Genomic DNA, 17,983 nt, shown 5'->3' with positions numbered 1-17,983 from the left:
ATCGCGGTTGATGCGCGCACTGCACGATGAGCACGCGTCTGCCCTGTGGTCCTACGCGCTGCAACTGACCAGCGGCGACCGAGCACGTGCCGAGGACGTAGTGCAGGAAACGCTGCTGCGGGCTTGGCGGCATCCGAAGGTGCTAGACCAGTCCCAGCGATCCGCCCGCGCGTGGCTGTTCACGGTCGCACGGCGGATCGCCATCGACGACTGGCGCTCGGCGGCAAGCCGCCCGGAGGTGGTCACCGATGTGCCGCCGGAACTCGCGATCACCGACGAAACGGAACGGGCCGTGCAGGGCTGGCTGGTCGCCGACGCGCTCGCCGAGTTATCCGCGCGGCACCGCGAGGTGCTCGCACTGTGCTTCTACCAGGGCATGTCGGTAACCGATGCGGCACAACGGCTCGGAGTGCCGGAGGGGACGATCAAATCCCGGACCCATTACGCGTTGCGCGCGCTGCGCCTGGCACTGGAGGAAAGGGGCGTGACCCGGTGAGCGAGCGCATCCAGCCGGGAACAGATCCGTTCACGACCTTCGACGCCGCGTACATCCTCGGCGCGCTGTCCCCGGAGGACCGGGCGGCCTTCGAGGCCCACTTGACCACCTGTGATTCCTGCGCCGATTCCGTTCGCCTGCTGGCCGGGCTTCCGGGCTTGCTCACCCAGGTCGGCGAGCACCAAGTCGATCCCGAACCCGCGCCGCCGGACCAGCTGTCGAAGCTGATGACCGTCGTCCGACGCACCCGGCGCCGTCGGCTGCTCGTCACCGCCTCCGCGGCGTTGGCCGGCTTAGCGGCCTGTGCGGCGCTGTTGTTCGCCTTGCAGCCGAGCGACCGCCCGGCGGGCACCGAAATGACCGCTCTTGGCGCCTACCCGGTGCAGGCCAACGTCAACCTCAGCGATGTGCCCGCCGGCACGCGAGTGGACATGTCCTGCCGCTACGGCGGTAGCAAGGGCGGCGACTACGTGCTGATCGCGGTCCGGCGAGACGGTGGCACCGCGGAACTGGCGACGTGGTACGCGATGCCGGAGAACACGGCGCAACTCGCGATGACGACTCCGTTGCGCCGCACCGAGATCCACTCCCTGGAACTCCGCGTACCACGCGGACCGACGCTGATGCGTCTGGTGGTGAACGAATGACGGCACCACGGTTCTTCCGTTGAACACCCGCCGGCAACGACTCCCGGATCGGACGCGCACGTCGGCGTGATACCGGCCTGGACTCGCCTCAGCGACCGGTCGGTGCGCAATCCGCGATCCGATGGTCACCGGCCAGATCGCGGGCCCTGTCGAGAAGATCGTCGGACAGTGGCGTGGGGACCAGGCCGAAGCGTTCGTCGTAGGCGGCGAGGACCTCGGCCTCGAAGTCGTCGAGGGAAACGCCCGGCGACTCCGCGACCACCGAGCCCACCGAATCGTCGTCGAAGGGCAACCCGAGGTGCCGGTAGACGTCGGTCAGCAGCGGCCGCAGCACCTCGGCGTCATCGAAGATCGCCACCGCGCTGAACAGCCAGGCGCCACGCACCATCCGCTGCGCGGTGCCGACCAGCTTCACCCGGCCCCGGGCGTTCACGCTGTGCGCACCCGGGCAGTATTCGCCGGGAACCGCGCCGACCTGCGCGCCGACGCCGTGCCCACGCAGCACTTCGGCCCACAGCTCGGCGTAGCCGACGAAACGCTCATCCATGCCTGCCAGGTAACCGGGATCGGGCCCGACGTGGTCGACCACGAGCGAATGCTCGGTGTAGGCAACCGCCCTGCCGCCCGGGGCACGCAACACCGGAGTGAACCCGGCCTGCCGAACGGCGCGGACCGCGTCGGGGAAACCAGGCAGCAGCGTGTCCCGTCGGCCGAAGGCGACGACCCGGGTTTGCGGCCGGTACACCCGCAGGGCCGGGCCCGACTCACCGCGGCTGATGCGGCGCAACATCGCATGCGCGACCGCGACTTCCAGCGCCTGGTCCGAATCCGCCCCGAGCGCGCCGCGAAAGAGCTCCACGGGGCGATTCTACGGACCGGAAGATCCGCTGCTCAGCCACCGGGCGAGAGGGTCCGGCCGGGACGCGAGCCCGTCGACGGGACAGGCCGGGGGCACGGAATGTCATTCTCGCCCGCCGCGACAAGACCACAGGTCGACCGGTGAGCCGAGTCACTCGACGACTCTACGTGATCACATTGCCGCGCAATGTCGTCGGCGTTACGACAAATGTGCATTCGCTGGATCTTTAACCGCCGCGAAACATCATGCGTCGGTTTGTCGTAACGCGGCGGCGCAATGCTGACCAGCCGAATCCGCCATGTAGTGGAGGAGGCCGCCATCGATACCGGAAGCACCGCCTGGCTGCTGATCAGCGCCGCGCTGGTCATGCTCATGACACCGGGCCTGGCCTTGTTCTACGGGGGAATGGTGCGCTCCCGGAGCGTGCTCAACGTGATGATGTTGACCTTCGCCTGCCTGGCCGTGGTCGGCACGCTATGGGTGCTCTACGGCTACTCCCTGACCTTCGGCGACGACGTGTTCGGCGGGTTGATCGGCGGACTCGAACACGGCGGCCTGCGCGGATTGCACGAGACCACGGTCGGGCCCGCAGGGCAGCGGATCCCGTTGTTCGCGTTCGCTTCCTTCCAGCTGATGTTCGCCGTGATCACGGTGGCACTGCTGGTGGGCGCGGTCGCCGAACGCACCCGGTTCTGGCCGTGGATCGTGTTCGTGGCCGTGTGGGTCACCGTCGTCTACTTCCCGATCGCCCACTGGATCTTCGCCGTCGACGGCTTCACCGCGGCCGAATCCGTCGGCGGCTGGCTGGTCAACGACCTGAAGGCGCTGGACTTCGCCGGTGGGACCGCGGTCGAGATCAACTCGGGTGCCGCGGCGCTAGCGCTCGCCTTGGTCGTCGGGCGGCGTCGCGGCTGGCCGCAGCACCAAGCGCGCCCGCACAACCTGCCGTTCGTGATGTTCGGCGCGGGATTGCTCTGGTTCGGTTGGTTCGGCTTCAACGCCGGGTCCGCGCTCGGCGCGAATTCGCTGGCCGCGACGGCGTTCATGAACACGATGACCGCGGGCGCGACCGCCGTGCTGGGCTGGCTGCTGGTCGAACAGCGTCGCGACGGCGTGCCCACGACTCTCGGCGCGGCCTCCGGCGCGGTGGCGGGCCTGGTCGCGATCACCCCCGCCTGCGGCTACGTCGAACCGCTCGGCGCCGCGGCGATCGGCGTGGCCGCCGGGGTGGTGTGTGCCCTGGCGGTCACGCTCAAGCACCGGTTCGGCTTCGACGACACCCTGGACGTGGTCGCGGTGCACGGTGTTGGCGGCCTGGTCGGAATGCTGCTCATCGGCGTGTTCGCCACCAAGACCGTGAACGCGGCCGGCGCCGACGGGCTGCTCTACGGCGGCGGCCTGGACCAGTTGTGGCGACAGGCGGTGGCGGCAGGCGCCACCCTGCTGTACTCGTTGGTGCTCACGTTCGTGATCGCCTGGGCCATCCACAAGACCCTGGGCTTCCGGGTCGACCACGACGCCGAGTCGACCGGCATCGACGAAGCCGAACACGCCGAACGCGGCTACGACCTCGACTCCCGTCCCGGTGCACACCCGCTCACCGACCGAGTCCAGAACACCTTGTCCACCAAGGGAACCTGACGCCCCGGCACCGGGACGGCCGACACACTGCGCAGACGGGTCGGCTAGAACGAGGTCGGGATGACCGGATGGCGCTCGAAAAGGACCGTGCCCCGCACGATGGCTTCCTTGTACAGCGCCGCCTTCCGGCCGGTGAGCACGGATTCTCGCGGGCTGTCATCGGCGTGCACGAACTGGATAAGCGCGTCGCGCCTGCCGAGGCTGATGCACTGGTTGAGGTAGCGGAACCGCAATGGCCGCGGCGTGCGCCCGGCCAGCCGGTCGGCGATCGCACGCATGGCGTGCTGCGTCGAGGGCAACCCCGTCGCGCACGCCATCCGCAGTTCCTGCCCGCTCCGCATGCGTACCGCCGCGGCGTCGCCGACCCCGGTGACCTCCGGGTGCGACACCGATCGCAACATGTCGTCCACGATCAACCGCCCGTGGTCGTCGGCGGCGAAACCGGCCGCGCGAGCGAGTTCCGGCACCTTGAAACCGGCGGTCCACACCACCGTATCGGCGGCGAGGTGCTCGCCGTCGGCCAGCACCGGCCCATCCGCGCGCACTTCGGAAACCCGGGCCTGCTCCCGGACCTCGACGCCGAGGCGATCGAAGGTGCGCCGCAGGTATTCCCGGCCGCGCTGGGAAAGCCCGGCGCCGAGCGCTCCCGCGTTCACGAACCGAACCTTCAGACCGGGATGCGCCTCGGCCAGCTCGGCGGCGGCCTCGATGCCGGTCAACCCGCCCCCGACCACGGCGACGACGTGGCTGTCGCCGAGGCGCTGACGCAACCGCAATGCCTCATCCGCGGTGGCCACGGTGTAGGCGTGCTCCGCCACGCCGGGCACCGACTCCATGTCTGCCGCACTGCCCAACGCGTAGACCAGCAGGTCGTAGTGCACGACCTTGGGCGAGCTCGCGAGCCGCACCACCCGCTGCTCGGCGTCGATCGCGGTCACCCGGCCGACGACCAACTTCACGCCGGTGCGCTCGACCAGATCCGCCAACCGCAGGTCGCGCAAGGTCTGCCCGGTGGCGAGCTGGTGCAACCGCACCCGCTCGACGAACCGATCACCGGCGTTGACCAACGTCACTGCGGCCTCGGTCCACCGAGCCGCGAGCTTCGCGGCGGCCAACCCGGCGTAACCAGCTCCGACAACCACAATCCGAACCGCCATGATCCCGTCCTCCCAACTCCGCGCTGCGATGCGCGAAGAGGGAACGGGGCAACGAACCAGAATGTGACGCGCGGTGTCCCGCATCACAGATGAGCACCTGGCGGCGTCGATTTTTGCTCCGGCGGGAAATCGGGTATGTGGGAGACGTGAACGACGAGCGCCTGGCGAAGTACCGGGAGATGCGCGACTTCACCCGCACCGCGGAACCGAGCGGCAACGGTGCGGCGCGCTCGACCGGTGACCGGTTCGTCGTGCAGCGGCATCGGGCCCGGCGCCGGCACTACGACCTGCGCCTGGAACTCGACGGCGTGCTGCTGAGCTGGGCCGTGCCCAAGGGGCCGACGCTGGACCCGACGGCGCGGCGGATGGCCGTGCAGGTCGAGGACCACCCCCTGGAGTACGCCGACTTCGAAGGCACCATCCCGACCGGCGAATACGGCGGCGGCGACGTCATCGTGTGGGACCGGGGCACCTGGGATTCCGTGGACGCCGATCCGGCCGCCGCGATCGAGGCCGGGACGCTGCACTTCGACCTGCACGGCGAAAAGCTGGCGGGCCGGTTCGTGCTGGTGCGACGCGGCGAGCGGCAGTGGCTGCTGCTGCACAAGAAGGACGAGCACGCCATACCTGGCTGGGATCCGGAGGATCATCCGCGGTCGGTGAAGAGCGGCCGCACCAACGAGGAGGTCGCCGCCGCACCGGAAGCGATGTGGCGCAGCGACCTCCCTCCGGCGGAGGCCGAAATCCCGTTGCGCGCCAACAAGTCCGGCAACGCGCAGCGACGCTGGGATCCGCCCACCGAGGACGAGCTGGCGGCGCTCGACGAACTCGGCGGCAAGGGCCGCTGGCGGCTGGACGGGCGGAATCTCGCCCTGACCAACCTCGACAAGGTGCTGTTCCCGGCCCGCGACGACGAGGCACCGGTGACCAAACGCGACCTGATCCGCTACCACGCGCTGATCGCACCGGTGATGCTGCCCTACCTCGCCGACCGGCCGCTGAATTCGCACCGCTTCCCCAACGGGGTGGACCAACCCGGCTTCTGGCACAAGGAAGTTCCGAGCCATGCCCCCGACTGGCTGCGGCGCTGGCGTTACGAGGACGCCGACTCGGACGACACCCAGTGGTACCTCATCCCCGACAGCGTCCCCGCGCTTGCCTGGCTGGCCAACTACGCGGCGCTGGAGCTGCACGCATGGACCTCCCGCGCATCCGACGTCGAGCACCCGACCTGGGCGCTGTTCGACATCGATCCCGGCAGCAATACGTCGTTCGAGGAGGTGCTGGTCCTGGCCCGCCTGCACCGGACCGCGATGGAGCACCTCGGCGTGACGGCCCGCCCGAAGGTGACCGGGCAGCGCGGCATTCAGATCTGGGTTCCGGTCGAACCGCGCTACACGTACGCGGAAACCCGGGCCTGGGTGGAGAAGGTGTCCAAGGCGGTCGGCAGCACCGTCCCCGAGCTGGTCAGCTGGGCGTGGACGAGGTCCGACCGTCGAGGCCTGGCCCGCCTGGACTACACCCAGAACGTCATCAACAAGACCCTGGTCGCGCCCTACAGCGCCCGGCCCCGACCGGGCGCGCCGGTATCGGTGCCGCTGGAGTGGGACGAACTCGACAACCCGGACCTGGCCCCGGACCGCTGGACGATCCGCACCGTCCTCGACCGGATCGCAACGGTCGGAGATCCCTTCGCGGCCCTGCTCGACGTCGAGCAACGGCTTCCACCTGTCTGAGCAGTGCCTTGATCCAGGTCGCGCCCACTGGAAGATTAATTTCGATCAACACTGAAGCAATTGCTCGAATCGACATTACAATCCGCGATCACGGTCCGTCCACATTGCACAATCGGTCTAGTGGCCGTGCGCCCACAGTGTTTTCGCGCGAAAACGCCACGAGTCGCGTTCAGGCGGTGGCCAACGATCAGTGTCGCGTTTCGACTGGCCTCAAACTATCCGCGCTCTGCCCGCCCCCGTAGCGGGTCGCCAGCAAGCCTCGGCACCAGCCCGCGTTCACCTCGATGCTGACGCGGGTGGTCCGGGCGAAGCGCAGCCGCACGGGTAGGGCTTCTGCCGCTATCGGGGCGCCGTCCTCGTCGACAAGCAACGGCGCCTCGTCATCCGCGGGCAGGCCGAGCTGCGCGCGTCGCCGCCGAAGCTCGTCTAGTTCACTGCTCGCGTCAAGGTCGCCCAGCCGCAGCAGCACCAGCTCTTCATGCGTGCTGCGCCCCGACGCCAGGAGCCGACTCGCCAGTCGCTCCTGACCGGCGAGATGCGCCTTGTGCAGGAACGTTCGCCTCAGCTCGTCGAGTTCTCCCCCGGCAAGGCCGGGGAACGCCGCGTCGAAACCGTCGCCCGCAGCTACTCCCGCGTTGATCTCCTCCGCCGCGAAGTGGTCGAGCAGGCGCACCGAGACCCGCTTGGCCCCCGCGATCGCGGCCACGACGTCATGGGCGTCGGCCACCATCAGATAGGCGAAGTTGGGCGCGCAGAAGTAGGTCGGCAGCCGGAGCTCCACGCGCACCTCGCTGCCGACGACCTCGCACCCGGCGACGAATCCCAGCTCGGTGATCGGTTCGTCCAGCTCGGGATCCACTACGGTGCCCAGCGCCCGCCACACCGCGGACGCCAGGACGACGGCGGTGGTGGTCACGATGCGATCACCCGCTCGGTCTCGCGCACCTCTTCGGGCACCTTGATGTCGTAGAGGCGGGCCATGTTGAGCCCGAGGATCTTGCGCTTGACCTCGGGGGTGAGTGTGCCGTACTCACCCTGCAGGTCCGCCGGGATCTGGAAGTCGACGAACTTCTCGATCAGCCACTTCGGCGTCCAGATCGCGTAGTCGCTGGCGAAGGTGATCCGGTTCTCGTCCAGCCAGTACAGCAGTTCGCCGATGATCTGCGCGAAGTAGCGCGGGCGGGAGTGGATGAACGGCATCGCCACCGCCAGGCCGCCGTAGACGTTGGGCTCCTGGGTGGCGATCCAGCAGAAGTCCTCCAGCCGCGGCAGCCCCACGTGCTCGACGATGAAGTTCAACTCCGGGAACGCGGTGGCCACCTCGTCGACGTCGGCGACGTCGAAGGCGTCCAGATTCAGCGGATAGATGGTCGGCCCCTTGTGGACGTGGATGTTGCGGATCCCGAGTTCCCCGCACTTGTCCAGGTAGCGGTAGGACCACGGGTCGGTGAGCTTCCAGCCCTTCGAATCCCCCTTCCACTCTGCGGTGTAGAGCTTGACGCCCTGGAGCCCCCAGCGGTCGGCCAGCCGCGCCAGCTCGGCGAGCCCCGCTTCGCCGTCCCGCGGATCCCAACTACCGTTGACGATAAACTTGTCCGGGTGCTTCTCGGCCAGCGCCCCGTCCTGCTCGGTGGTGTTGAACCCGTGGACGAAGAAGTCCGTCAGGTAGGTGGGCTGGAAGATCGCCTTGTCCACATACCCGACCTCGAACAGGTCGTGCAGCACGTCGTCCTCGGTCTGCCGCTGGAAGTGCTCCAGCGACCACCTGGCCTCCTCCGGGCTGAGGTTGCGGTGGTAGTCGTAGAAGCAGTTCAGGAACCCCGTGCCGTAGCGGTTGGCTTGGTTCTCCGGGGTGCCGTCCCAGTAGTGGACGTGACCGTCCACGACGAAGTACTTCTCGCCGTCCTTGGCGTACATGGCTGCTCTGCCCTTCCGGTGTCAGGGGACGAGGATGGCTCGGCCACCAGGGATCCGGCCCGCGTCGAGGTCCTCCAGGGCGTCCAGCGCCTCGTCCAGCGAGTACCTGCGGGTGCGCAGCTTGACCTTGCCCTGCGCGGTCAACGCCATGAGTTCGTCGAGATCGTTGTAGGAGCCGACGAGGTTGCCGATCACGTTGATCTCTCGATAGATGATGTCGATGGTGGGGATGTCGACCCGGCCGCCGTAGCCGATCACGAAATAGGAACCCGCCTGGCGGGTCAGCGAAAGCCCGTCTGCCTCGGCGCCCTTCTCACCCACGAAGTCGAGCACCACATGTGCGCCCTTGCCGTTGGTGATCTCCAGTGCGGCCTCGACCTGGGTACCGTCCGCGAGCACGGCATGGTGCCCACCGAGCTCGGTGGCGAGGTCCAGTGCCGCCTGAGACCGGTCGATCACGGTGATCTCAGCTGCTGTCAACGCGAGCAATGACTGCAGCCCGATGTGGCCGAGCCCGCCCGCACCGATCAGCACCACGTGTGTGCCGGCGTAGAGCAACGGCACCGCCTTGCGCACCGCGTGATAGGCCGTGAGGCCGGCGTCGGCCAGCGCAGCCACGTCCGCGGGCTCCAAACCGGGTGCGAGCTTCACGACCGAGCGCGCATTGGTCAGCAGCAGCTCCGCCATCCCGCCGTCGGTGGTGAGGCCGGGGATCAGGGAGTTCTCGCAGTGCGCGTCGTCACCGGATCGGCACGGCCGGCACAGCCCGCACGTCACCAGCGGGTGCAGGATCACCTTGTCGCCGGGCGAAACGTTGGTCACCGCGCTACCGATCTCCCGCACGGTGCCCGCGTTCTCGTGACCGATGATGTAGGGCAGCTCGACTCCGCTCTTGTCCCGCCACTGCCCCTCGATGATGTGCAGATCGGTTCGGCACACCCCGGCGGCGTTGACCTCCACGAGCACGTCCCACGGACCCTGAAGCACCGGGTCCGGCGCGGATTCGATCTTCGGTTGCCTGTCGTAGGCGTGCACTCGTACCGCTTTCACCGGAAACTCCTCCGTCGACTGCGATGGTTTGCCTTCACGTTGCGCCTAGTTGCGCTTGCGCGCCCGGCGAGGCCGTTGGCGACGAGCACGGCCGAAATCAGCGATGCCACCTGCGCCTCGACGGCAGTGCCAGGTGGCCTTCGAGCATTGACGAACCCTTTACGCCGCGAGGTCGCCAACGCCCTTGCCCGCGCCCCGAGCAGGGTCGTACATTACGTTCAGAATTTTCTTAACGAGGATTGTCGAGGTCGAGATGGCGATGTCCACGGCCGAAGCGGAGTTCGTCGACCGCATCGGTCTGTTCATGGAGACCGTCGGCGGGCCGCGCACCATGGGCCGGATCTACGGCTGGTTGATGATCTGCGATCCGGCGCACCGGTCGCTGACCGAACTGGCCACCGAGCTAGGGGTGAGCAAGGCGTCGGTCAGCACCGTGATCCGGCCGATGCAGGAAGGCGGGCTGGTCGAACGGCTCCCCTCGTCGGCCCGCCAGCACCACTACCGGGTCGCCCCCGGCGGTTTCACCCAGATCATGCAAGTCCAGCTCGCGCGGATGCGCAACGGCATCGAGGCCGCCGAGTTCGGCCTGTCGGTGCTCGGCGCGGACCGTCGGCAGCAGCGCGAACGCCTCGCCGACTTCCGCGATTTCTGCGAGTTCACCGCCTCCGACATCGGTGGCGAATTCATGCGGCGATGGGCGGAGTACCGCGCCGCGAAAAGGAGTGAGCAATGACCGGCAAGGTCGATTTCACCGGCGTGCAGTCCACGATGCTCGTCACGCTCTACCTCCGGGCGCTGGAAAGCCGCTCGAAGGATTCGATCCTGCATGACCGCGCCGCCGCCGAGGCGCTGGACCGGGTCGACTACGACTGGCGCAAGCTTCAGCAACCCGGTTTGGCGAGCAACCGGTTCGGCGTCGCGCTGCGCGCGAAGCAACTCGATGACTGGGCCGCCGACTTTCTCCGCCGCAACCCCGATGCCACCGTGCTGCAACTCGGCTGCGGACTGGACAGCCGCGCCTTCCGGCTCGACCGCCCGTCGGGGGTGTGCTGGTACGACGTGGACCTGCCCGACGTCATCGAGCTGCACCGCAAGCTCTACCCGGAGTCCGACGACTACCGCACGATCGGCGCATCGGCGACCGACCCCGCATGGTTGGCCGAGATCCCCGCCGAGCGGCCGGTGCTGATCATCGCCGAAGGGCTGCTGATGTACCTGCCGCCCATCGAAGTCGAACGGCTGTTGCGCCGGATCACCGATCGTTTCCACACCGGGGAGTTGATCTTCGATGAGGTGGCCCCCTGGGTCGCCGGCTTGACCCAGCGGATCCCGGAGCGCCTGCGCAAGGGCTACCCGCCGTACCTGACGCCGATCCGCGAAGGCCGCGATATCGAGCGCTGGAACCCCCGGCTCCGCTACATCGAAGAGACCGCCGTGACCGAGCAGTACGCGAAGATCCCGAACCCGACCGTCCGCGCGGTGTACCGGACGATGTGCACATTCCCGGCCCTCCGCAACTGGCTGCGGGTGTTCCGCGCCGAGTTCTGACCGTTACTGCGGTGCCGCTGCGGGCAATTCGCCCTACATCGCGGCGAAAGCACGCTTGCCCGCAGCCGCCCGGCGGAATTGGTGCGGCACCGGCTGGAGCGACTTCTCCGCAACGTTCGCCGACCCGGTTTCACCGGTGCGGCGGTAGACGGGCATCACCAGGACGCCGCTTTCGTTCGTCCGCGATCGGCTGATTGCGAAATTGGTAGTGTGCTGACTATGCACATGGGCCCAACCGGCGCCGGTCGGCTGCTCGCCGTGAGCGACTTGCACGTGGCTTACCCGGACAACCGGGCGATCACGGCGGAGCTCCGGCCCGAATCGGAGGAAGACTGGCTGATCGTGGCCGGCGACGTCGGGGAGATCACCGCGGAGATCGAGTGGGCCCTGGACCTGCTCAGCCAGCGCTTCGCCAAGGTGATCTGGGTGCCCGGGAACCACGAACTGTGGACGCACCAGAAGGATCCGGTGCAGCTGCGCGGCGAGCACCGGTACCGGCACCTCGTCGAGATTTGCCGCGGCATGGGCGTCCTGACCCCGGAGGACCCGTATCCGGTGTGGACCGGTGATGGCGGCCCGGTCAGGATCGTTCCGCTGTTCCTGCTCTACGACTACTCGTTCGTTCCGCCAGGTGCTCGCGACAAATCCGATGGGCTCGAACAGGCTTACGCCAAGGGCGTCGTGTGCAGCGACGAGTTCCTGCTGCACCCGGACCCGTATCCGAGCCGGGAGGCCTGGTGCCAGGCCAGGATCGACGAAACCGAGCGCCGGCTGGCGGAACTGGACGACGACCTGCCGACGATCCTGGTCAACCACTACCCGCTGCTTCGGGAGCCGACGGACGTGCTGCGCTACCCCGAATTCGCGCAGTGGTGCGGCACCGAGCGCACCGCAGACTGGCACCGCCGCTACCGCGCCACCTGTGTCGTGTACGGCCACCTGCACATTCCGCGGATCACCCGGCACGATGACGTCCCGTTCTACGAAGTCTCCATCGGCTACCCCAGGGAATGGCGCAGGCACGGCCATCCGCACGGCCTGCTCCGCCAGGTTCTCCCGACCAGGACCCCGGCGTGATCGACGAAATCCTGCCGGACAAGGTCCGGTCCTCCGAAGCCTTCCACGACCCCGCCGGGGTCATGCTGTTCCCCGAAGAAGCCGCCCTCATCAGCAAGGCGGTGGCCAAGCGCCGGCACGAATTCACCACCGTGCGGCACTGCGCGCGGGAAGCGCTTGCGGCGCTGGGGCTTCCGCCGAGCCCGATCCTGCCTGGCGAGCGCGGCGCGCCGGGCTGGCCCGACGGCATCGTGGGCAGCATGACCCACTGCGCCGGATACCGGGCGGCCGTGGTCGCGCACCACACGGACCTGGCATCCATCGGCATCGACGCGGAACCCAATGCGCCACTGCCGGAGGGCGTTCTCGACGCCATCGCGCGCCCCGAAGAGAAGGACCGCCTCCGGCGCCTGCCGGGATCGCCGCACCCGGCGAACTGGGACAGGTTGTTGTTCAGCGCGAAGGAATCGGTTTACAAGACATGGTTCCCGCTGACCCGGGCGTGGCTCGACTTCGAAGACGCCTCCATCGAACTGCATCCGGCTACGGCCACCTTCCACGCGCGGCTGCTCGTCGACACCCCGGCGACGGCAGACCGGCCGCTGCGGGAATTCCACGGCAGGTGGCTGGCCAACCGCGACCTGGTCATCACCGCGATCGCCTACCCGGGCTGATCAGCATGCCTGCGGCCGATGCCCGCCGATGCCCTCGTCGTCGGCATCGCGCCAGAGTTCGGGATCGTATGGGGTGTCCGCCACCAGGACGACCTCATTGCGGTCGATGATCGGCGTCCGGGCGCAGGGGATCAACGGTGTGCCGAAAGACTCGGTCACATCGATCTCCAGCCGATCCACATCGTTGTCCAATCGCCGCATCGCGGCGGAGTCTCCGAAGCGCCGGCGCACCGCGCCGACTGCTTTTCGAACGCGTTGCACGGACTGGCGCAGCTCGGCGATCTCGGAATTCGGCATGGCGAGACCTCACCTCGAAGAGACACATCGATTGGCATCCCCACGCTCGATGCCCTGCGACGCCACTGCCGCGTCGAAACCCCCGCACCGGGCACGAGCTCTCGACAGTGACGCGTACCACAATAGGGCAGTCGAGAATGGCGCGGTACCCACCTAATGGCCGCCTGTGTACTCCGCTTCTCGGAGTCGTTCGGCTGACCAACATGCCGGAGCGGGCAGCGGGTTCAGCCCAGCAGCGCGGTGACGGTGAAAAGCACTGGTACCGAAAGGATCGTCGACAGCAGGATCGACTCGCGCGCGAGTCGCATGCCCACGTTGTAGCGGGACGCGTAGACAAAGAGGTTTTGCGCCGCCGGAAGCGCGGAGATCACCACGACGGCGAACAACGAGGCGCCCGTTAGCCCGAACAGGCCCGCGCCGATCGCCCAGGCGATCGCCGGGTGCACGACCGATTTCAAGCCGACCGACAGCAGCACCGGCCATCGCTCCGTGCCGCCCGCCGGCAAGGCGCTGCCGTGCAACGAGATGCCGAACGCGAGCAACACCGTCGGGACGGAGAGGTGCCCGATCAGCGTGATCGGCTCCAGCACCGGGGCCGGAATCCGCCAGCCGCTCAACGAGATTCCGACGCCGATCAAGGAACAGATGACGATCGGGTTGCGCAACGGCGCGAGAATCCGCTGCCACACCGGAGAGTGTTCGCCGCCCTGCGATAAGTCGATCACGGTGAGCCCGATCGGCGTCATGACCAGCAACTGGAACAGCATCACCGGCGCCACCAGCGTCGCATCGCCCAGCACATAGACCGCGATCGGGATGCCGAGGTTGCCGGCGTTGACATAACTTGAGCACAGCGCGCCGATGGTCGTGCGGTGGATGTTCCACCGGCGCAGCGCGCCGACCAGCACGAACAGCCCGGCGGCGGCGAACGTGCTCAACGCGGTGACCAGTAGTGGGACCGAGAAGATGACCGAGACGTCGGATTGCGACAGCATCTGCAGCAGCAGCGCCGGAGTTCCGACGTAGAACGACAACCGGGTCAGCACCTCGCGCGCGTTCTGGCCGAGCACCTCACCGCGACCGAGCAGGTAGCCGATCAGCACGATGGCGGCGATGACGCCGAAACCCTCGATCACGCCGGACACGACGCCTCCGCTCGCGCGCCGAGTCCCTTATGGACAACGGAAACTGCAACAACTGCGACAGCGGCCGGGCGACCGCGGGCTTTCAGTTGTCGAGCACGAGGCATTCTATTTTCTTCCGTACTAACGGGTTCCGACGTTGGCGCACGGGTGGCACCACGGCACCGTCCCCGGCATGCCCGTCGCCGACGCCGCTGCCCGTTCGTAAAAAGCCTGTCAGACAACGACACCAGGGCGTGTCGCGGCGAACACGGTTGCAGCCACGGCGAGGGGCACGTCGGGCCGGTCGGCAGGCGCTCCCCACTCGGTTAGCCATCCTAAGCGATCTAGGGGGCCCCTCCCCCGCCGGAATGGCGATGCTCACAGGGGTTCACGTTGCGTCACCGGCCGGAATGGCATCGAGCGGCCCGATGTCGGTGCGCCCGTTGGAGCTGGGCGGACCGCCGGGGAGCTTCACGGCCTTCGTCAACGGCCCCGGGCTCCACAGCCCCCAGTGCGTTTCGGTGTGGATCTCCATCGCGGCTTCGGCCGGGAGCGCGTCCGATTCGAAGGGATCCACCACGTAGAGGGTGCCCCAGTCGCGGTGCAACTCGCCCTTGAGGTAGGTCGGCATCGCCCGCACGCTGCCGGCCACGTTGAGCCAGCCGAACGGGCCACCGGCCCCCGGAGCCGACCAGCTCTGGCCCATGTCGCGCATGATCCCGCCGCCGGCGATCCGGAACTTCGGCAACTCAGCGACCCCGTGGTGCAGGCGCGCGAGGTTCAGGCAGGGGTGCACCAGCGCGGCGGTCCATTCGACGAAGGTGGGCGCCGCGCCGATCACCTTCGTCATGGTGGTCAGCTGCGGAACGCGAGGGGCGCTGACGGCCAGCCAGCCCGGGGCGTCGATCTTCTGGTCGACCGCCAGCACGCGGACCTTGGTCGCGCCGTCCACCACGAACCGGCGATCCCACCACATGCCGCTGTCCTGGGCGGCGTCACCGCTGCCGAGGATCTCGAAGCCGTGCGGGGTGTCCCGGCCCCATTCCAGTCTCAGCGAATTCGCGCCGGTCGTGTTCCCGCCGAACGACAGCACGACCGGGGCCGCACCGCTGGTGGCCTGCGGCGGCAGGTCGTACCAGGGGGTGCGCAGCTCACCGGTGGCGGGACTGTCCTCGGTGTAGCTGCCCCACACCGGGGCGTCGTCGCCGCCGAACCCGAACGGCGGGGTCCAATGCTTGTCCTGCGGATACCCGAACCGGTGAAAGCCGGTCGAGGTGGCCGCGAGGTAGCCCGCCGATTTCGCGCCCGCGACCTGACTCGCGGCCACCACGCTCCCGGATTCAGGCTGGTTCGGGGACACCGTGAGCACACCGCGGCGCGGATCGGTCTCGACACCGACGTAGTCGGAGAGCCCGCAACTCGAACCGGCGAGCTGCTTGAGGTTGTCCGCACCCAGGCTGTAACCGCCCCGCTGCTTCTGCATACCCGTGGCGAACAGGGTCACCTCGCCGACCAGCAGGATCGCGCAGGTGATCGTCAACGGCGCGGCGCCGAGCCGCAGCACCCGGCGGCGCGCGTCCGGCGTCGTGACCGGGAGTTCGTCGTGTCGCAGGTGCTCGATCAGGGCGACCACGCCGGCGAACGCGGCGGCGACCAGGAAGTATGTGCTGGCGCTTCGTCCGTCCAAGCTCGGCGCCCGGTCGAACCACGGCACGCCCCAACCGGAGACATACCACCACGAGTTCGTCCCGGTGACCGAGAAGGCGCAGATCACCATGAGACCGGCGAAGAATCCTGCCCTGTTGCGCCGCGATCGCAGCACGGCCGCGCTCGTCGCCAACGCGGTGAGCGCGGCCACCACCGCACCCACCCCGGCGAGGATCCCAAAGTGGTGCGTGTGCTTCGTGGGCGTCACGGCGAGCACCACGAAGCAGAGCGCGGCCACCGCTAGCAAGCGACGGCTCGGGCCGAGGGCGGCTCCCCGGATCCTGCCCCGGCGAAGCAGCACCACCGCGCTCGCCGCCACGCACAGAACCAGCAGCAGCACCGGGAACCGACGTGTCAGCGACCCGTCCGGCCACGGCCCGAACAACCGGTTGTAGCGGCTCAGCTCCTCGTACCACTGCTCGTTCGGCCCGAACTTGGTCTTCAGCGCCACCGAGTCCAGCACGGACTGCAGGGTCTGGTCGAAGAACACCCCGACCAGGATCACCAGTCCGGCCGCCACGACCGGAGCCAGCACCGGAAGCGCCCCGCATTCCCGCATCCGCCGCCACAACGTCTGGAGCAGCGGTTTCGCGGCCACCACGAATGGCAGCACGGCGGCCATGCCGTGCGGGTTCGCCCCCAGGCCCAGCGTCGCCGCGACGAGCCCGAGGGCGGCCGGTGTCAATCGCCGGGTGGCCACTGCCCGCTCGACGGCGCACATCGCCAGCAGGAGGAACACCACGACGACCGGTTCCGGCCGAAGGCCGTTGTTGTACGGCAGCCAGAAGGCCAGGAACACCGCCGCCGCGGCCCAGCCCGCGGACTCGCTGCGCCGGACCTGCTGCCCGAGCCGAGGCAGCACACCACGGCTGATCAGCACCCAGCTGACCACGCCGAGGAACAACGCGGGCAAGCGCACCCACGGCGTCGCGGGCGAGATCTGCACCCACAACGCGTAGAGCTCGTAAAACCAGCCGAAGGGCGATTCCGGGTTCCCGAACCACCGGAAGTAGTTGGTGATGTACCCGGCGCTGTCGGCCGCGCGCAACATGGTCAGGATGTAGCCGTCATCGGCGGTCATCGCGCCGATCAACCACCACACGCCCAGCACGCCGAGGACGACGATGTCGCGGAACTTGGGCCGCCACCACCTCGGGGGGACATATCGAGGTGGCCGTCGCAACTCCAGCCGACGCAACGCGACCATCGAGCCGAGGAACGACAGGACCGCCAGCACCATCACGGTCACCTTCAGCGGCGTCGCGTGACTTGCGAAGCGGTCGTCCACTCGCGCCTGGAAAGCCAGGCCGCGCACGTCGTCGACAGTGGAATCGAGCTGGGAGTAGATGCCGGTCAGCTGGGGCCGCTTATCGCCGGGCACCGCGGCCAGCGGCCGTCCGCCCACGCTGGCCTGCGTACCGGAGGCATCCGAACGCACCGAAATCGCGCAGTCACCCGCAGGAAGTACGGCGGTGCCCACCTGCTGCCCTTTGGACCACAGCGCCACCTGCCCGGAGTCGATTTGCAGGCTCAGCCCGGTCATGCCGCCGTACTCCGACGACGGCGCGTTCGTGGCGACAAGCACTCCCGGACCGTCTATGCGCGCGTCCAGGCTTCGCGCCGCCGCGCATGGCACCTCCGCCGTGAGCCACAGTGGCGCTTGGCTGACCAGGGGCGCCGAGACCGGCTTGGTGCCTTGCGCGGTCGGCCACTGCAACGTCGTGATGTCGTGGTTGACCGGCAGGAACGGCACCGCCAGTGCCAGCAGCGTGGAGAACAGGCCCAGAACGGCTGCCCAGCGGCGGGCGGCTTTCGACGCCGGGTCGCGACGCGTGACCTGCACCGACCGCTGAGTCACGCGACGCCACCTCTACTTTCCAGAAGTCACCAATCCCGAAGAGCTTAATTTGGCGCGCAGCGGGACCGATAACCGGCGCAATGATGCTCGCACCGGGCAACCGAACCCGCACGCCAAGCAAGTTTCCCCGGAACCCCACCCACACGTCTCCCGTGCTCTTGGACCTCCCTCGGCCCTCGCAGCCCACCACGAACGCTCGTGAGTGCATAGCCGGGC

The 17,983-nt window shown here is 68.3% G+C and carries 17 protein-coding genes; 8 read left to right on the top strand and 9 right to left on the bottom strand.

The window, feature by feature from the left end; translation table 11 throughout:
* Window positions 1-10 precede the first annotated feature (10 nt).
* Together BJ970_RS27055 and BJ970_RS27050 are read left to right on the top strand one after the other, a co-directional pair.
* Window positions 11-496, top strand: coding sequence for a sigma-70 family RNA polymerase sigma factor (locus BJ970_RS27055; RefSeq protein ID WP_221468404.1), 486 nt, complete (start codon window positions 11-13; stop codon window positions 494-496).
* A complete protein-coding gene (locus tag BJ970_RS27050; RefSeq protein ID WP_184729506.1) occupies window positions 493-1,143 on the top strand; it encodes an anti-sigma factor family protein in 651 nt (216 codons plus the stop codon). The genes BJ970_RS27055 and BJ970_RS27050 overlap by 4 nt, the downstream gene beginning before the upstream one ends.
* Window positions 1,144-1,231: 88 nt before the next feature.
* On the opposite strand, the gene BJ970_RS27045 is transcribed toward BJ970_RS27050, so the two are convergent.
* Window positions 1,232-2,002 carry a lipoate--protein ligase family protein gene (locus tag BJ970_RS27045; protein ID WP_184729504.1) on the bottom strand — a complete coding sequence of 257 codons (771 nt, stop codon included), beginning with the start codon at window positions 2,000-2,002 and terminating at the stop codon, window positions 1,232-1,234.
* Between the two features lie 276 nt (window positions 2,003-2,278).
* Between BJ970_RS27045 and BJ970_RS27040 the strand changes: the two genes are divergently transcribed.
* Entirely contained in the window at window positions 2,279-3,643 is a 1,365-nt protein-coding gene (locus tag BJ970_RS27040; RefSeq protein ID WP_184729502.1) for an ammonium transporter, read from the top strand.
* A gap of 44 nt (window positions 3,644-3,687) precedes the next feature.
* On the opposite strand, the gene BJ970_RS27035 is transcribed toward BJ970_RS27040, so the two are convergent.
* Window positions 3,688-4,800, bottom strand: a complete 1,113-nt coding sequence (locus BJ970_RS27035; protein WP_184729500.1) for an NAD(P)/FAD-dependent oxidoreductase — start codon at window positions 4,798-4,800, stop codon at window positions 3,688-3,690.
* A gap of 146 nt (window positions 4,801-4,946) precedes the next feature.
* Between BJ970_RS27035 and ligD the strand changes: the two genes are divergently transcribed.
* On the top strand, window positions 4,947-6,536 hold the full coding sequence (ligD, locus tag BJ970_RS27030) for a non-homologous end-joining DNA ligase (RefSeq protein WP_184729498.1): 1,590 nt from the start codon (window positions 4,947-4,949) through the stop codon (window positions 6,534-6,536).
* 187 nt (window positions 6,537-6,723) lie between these two features.
* Here the strand turns inward: ligD and BJ970_RS27025 are convergent, their stop codons facing one another.
* From BJ970_RS27025 to BJ970_RS27015, 3 genes are read right to left on the bottom strand one after another with little or no spacing between them, the layout of a single operon-like run.
* The gene (locus tag BJ970_RS27025; RefSeq protein ID WP_312864481.1) at window positions 6,724-7,452 is read right to left on the bottom strand and encodes an iron-sulfur cluster assembly protein; all 729 of its coding nucleotides are present in this window, start codon (window positions 7,450-7,452) and stop codon (window positions 6,724-6,726) included.
* The gene (locus BJ970_RS27020; RefSeq protein WP_184729495.1) at window positions 7,449-8,453 is read right to left on the bottom strand and encodes an amidohydrolase family protein; all 1,005 of its coding nucleotides are present in this window, start codon (window positions 8,451-8,453) and stop codon (window positions 7,449-7,451) included. The genes BJ970_RS27025 and BJ970_RS27020 overlap by 4 nt, the downstream gene beginning before the upstream one ends.
* Window positions 8,454-8,474: 21 nt before the next feature.
* Complete coding sequence (locus BJ970_RS27015; protein WP_184729494.1) at window positions 8,475-9,503, bottom strand: NAD(P)-dependent alcohol dehydrogenase; 1,029 nt, start codon at window positions 9,501-9,503, stop codon at window positions 8,475-8,477.
* Window positions 9,504-9,762: 259 nt separating this feature from the next.
* Here BJ970_RS27015 and BJ970_RS27010 point away from each other — a divergent pair, with 259 nt between their 5' ends.
* Window positions 9,763-10,236, top strand: coding sequence for a GbsR/MarR family transcriptional regulator (locus BJ970_RS27010; protein ID WP_184729491.1), 474 nt, complete (start codon window positions 9,763-9,765; stop codon window positions 10,234-10,236).
* The gene (locus BJ970_RS27005) at window positions 10,233-11,051 is read left to right on the top strand and encodes a class I SAM-dependent methyltransferase (RefSeq protein ID WP_184729489.1); all 819 of its coding nucleotides are present in this window, start codon (window positions 10,233-10,235) and stop codon (window positions 11,049-11,051) included. The genes BJ970_RS27010 and BJ970_RS27005 overlap by 4 nt, the downstream gene beginning before the upstream one ends.
* A 33-nt stretch (window positions 11,052-11,084) precedes the next feature.
* On the opposite strand, the gene BJ970_RS39075 is transcribed toward BJ970_RS27005, so the two are convergent.
* Window positions 11,085-11,207, bottom strand: coding sequence for a hypothetical protein (locus BJ970_RS39075; RefSeq protein WP_281399632.1), 123 nt, complete (start codon window positions 11,205-11,207; stop codon window positions 11,085-11,087).
* Window positions 11,208-11,276: 69 nt separating this feature from the next.
* Between BJ970_RS39075 and BJ970_RS27000 the strand changes: the two genes are divergently transcribed.
* On the top strand, window positions 11,277-12,128 hold the full coding sequence (locus BJ970_RS27000; protein WP_184732272.1) for a metallophosphoesterase family protein: 852 nt from the start codon (window positions 11,277-11,279) through the stop codon (window positions 12,126-12,128).
* Window positions 12,125-12,781 carry a 4'-phosphopantetheinyl transferase family protein gene (locus BJ970_RS26995; RefSeq protein WP_184729487.1) on the top strand — a complete coding sequence of 219 codons (657 nt, stop codon included), beginning with the start codon at window positions 12,125-12,127 and terminating at the stop codon, window positions 12,779-12,781. The genes BJ970_RS27000 and BJ970_RS26995 overlap by 4 nt, the downstream gene beginning before the upstream one ends.
* Here the strand turns inward: BJ970_RS26995 and BJ970_RS26990 are convergent, their stop codons facing one another.
* The 3 genes from BJ970_RS26990 to BJ970_RS26980 form a co-directional block, all read right to left on the bottom strand.
* Window positions 12,782-13,078, bottom strand: coding sequence for an Rv0250c family protein (locus BJ970_RS26990; RefSeq protein ID WP_184729485.1), 297 nt, complete (start codon window positions 13,076-13,078; stop codon window positions 12,782-12,784).
* A 224-nt stretch (window positions 13,079-13,302) separates the two neighbouring features.
* Window positions 13,303-14,223: an AEC family transporter gene (locus BJ970_RS26985; protein WP_184729483.1), complete on the bottom strand. Its 921-nt coding sequence runs from the start codon at window positions 14,221-14,223 to the stop codon at window positions 13,303-13,305.
* Window positions 14,224-14,590: 367 nt separating this feature from the next.
* Complete coding sequence (locus tag BJ970_RS26980; protein WP_184729481.1) at window positions 14,591-17,767, bottom strand: arabinosyltransferase domain-containing protein; 3,177 nt, start codon at window positions 17,765-17,767, stop codon at window positions 14,591-14,593.
* Window positions 17,768-17,983 lie beyond the last annotated feature (216 nt).

It is taken from the genome of Saccharopolyspora phatthalungensis, from assembly GCF_014203395.1.
GTDB classification, from domain to species: Bacteria; Actinomycetota; Actinomycetes; order Mycobacteriales; family Pseudonocardiaceae; genus Saccharopolyspora; species Saccharopolyspora phatthalungensis.
This window is presented reverse-complemented; position numbering and strand designations above follow the sequence as displayed.

Bases quoted from the DNA above. Each gene is read 5' to 3' on its own strand.
- BJ970_RS27005 (WP_184729489.1), top strand. From the start codon at position 10,233: ATGACCGGCAAGGTCGATTTCACCGGCGTGCAGTCCACGATGCTCGTC.
- BJ970_RS39075 (WP_281399632.1), bottom strand. From the start codon at position 11,207: ATGCCCGTCTACCGCCGCACCGGTGAAACCGGGTCGGCGAACGTTGCG.
- BJ970_RS27010 (WP_184729491.1), top strand. From the start codon at position 9,763: ATGTCCACGGCCGAAGCGGAGTTCGTCGACCGCATCGGTCTGTTCATG.
- BJ970_RS27000 (WP_184732272.1), top strand. From the start codon at position 11,277: ATGGGCCCAACCGGCGCCGGTCGGCTGCTCGCCGTGAGCGACTTGCAC.
- BJ970_RS27055 (WP_221468404.1), top strand. From the start codon at position 11: ATGCGCGCACTGCACGATGAGCACGCGTCTGCCCTGTGGTCCTACGCG.
- BJ970_RS27020 (WP_184729495.1), bottom strand. From the start codon at position 8,453: ATGTACGCCAAGGACGGCGAGAAGTACTTCGTCGTGGACGGTCACGTC.
- BJ970_RS27035 (WP_184729500.1), bottom strand. From the start codon at position 4,800: ATGGCGGTTCGGATTGTGGTTGTCGGAGCTGGTTACGCCGGGTTGGCC.
- BJ970_RS26990 (WP_184729485.1), bottom strand. From the start codon at position 13,078: ATGCCGAATTCCGAGATCGCCGAGCTGCGCCAGTCCGTGCAACGCGTT.
- BJ970_RS27040 (WP_184729502.1), top strand. From the start codon at position 2,279: ATGCTGACCAGCCGAATCCGCCATGTAGTGGAGGAGGCCGCCATCGAT.